The sequence below is a fragment of the Lyngbya aestuarii BL J genome (assembly GCF_000478195.2).
Taxonomy (GTDB): domain Bacteria; phylum Cyanobacteriota; class Cyanobacteriia; order Cyanobacteriales; family Microcoleaceae; genus Capilliphycus; species Capilliphycus aestuarii.
Genome location: NZ_AUZM01000338.1, coordinates 1 through 558, shown reverse-complemented (window position 1 = coordinate 558; position 558 = coordinate 1). Strand labels below are relative to the sequence as shown.

Here is a 558-nt window from a genome sequence, read left to right as displayed (position 1 = left end):
TCGGGCGGTTTTAACTCGGTTTGCCGATGCCGGAGTCAAAGGGCTAGTTGTTCCTGATTTGCCCCTAGAAGAAGCTCAAACGCTGCTTGATATTGCCGCCGAGGTGGGGATTGAAATTATTCTTTTGGTGGCTCCGACAAGCCGCTCAGAGCGCATCCAGGCGATTGCCGAGAAGTCGCAAGGATTCATTTATCTGGTGAGCGTGACTGGGGTTACAGGAGTGCGATCGCAGGTTCAGTCACGGGTTCAAACGTTAATTGCTGACCTGAAAAACAGCACAGATAAACCTATTGGCGTTGGTTTTGGCATTTCCGAACCGAAACAAGCCCAACAAATTGCCCAGTGGGGCGCCAATGCGGTGATTGTTGGTAGTGCTTTTGTAAGGCGTTTGGCTGAAAATTCACCCGCACAAGGACTCAAAGAGATCGAACAGCTAGCGCAAGATCTCAAAGCAGCAGTTTCCAGTTAAAAGGGAACAGGGAACAGGGAACAGGGAACAGGGAACAGGGAACAGGTAAGATCTCCCCACCTCCCCCGGAACCCCACCTCCCCACCTCC

General features: G+C 52.0%; 1 protein-coding gene. It reads left to right on the top strand.

Annotation, left to right across the window (positions count from 1 at the left end; all coding sequences use genetic code 11):
- On the top strand, window positions 1-469 hold a 469-nt coding region (gene trpA, locus M595_RS28430), incomplete at its 5' end, for a tryptophan synthase subunit alpha (protein WP_023069997.1).
- Window positions 470-558 lie beyond the last annotated feature (89 nt).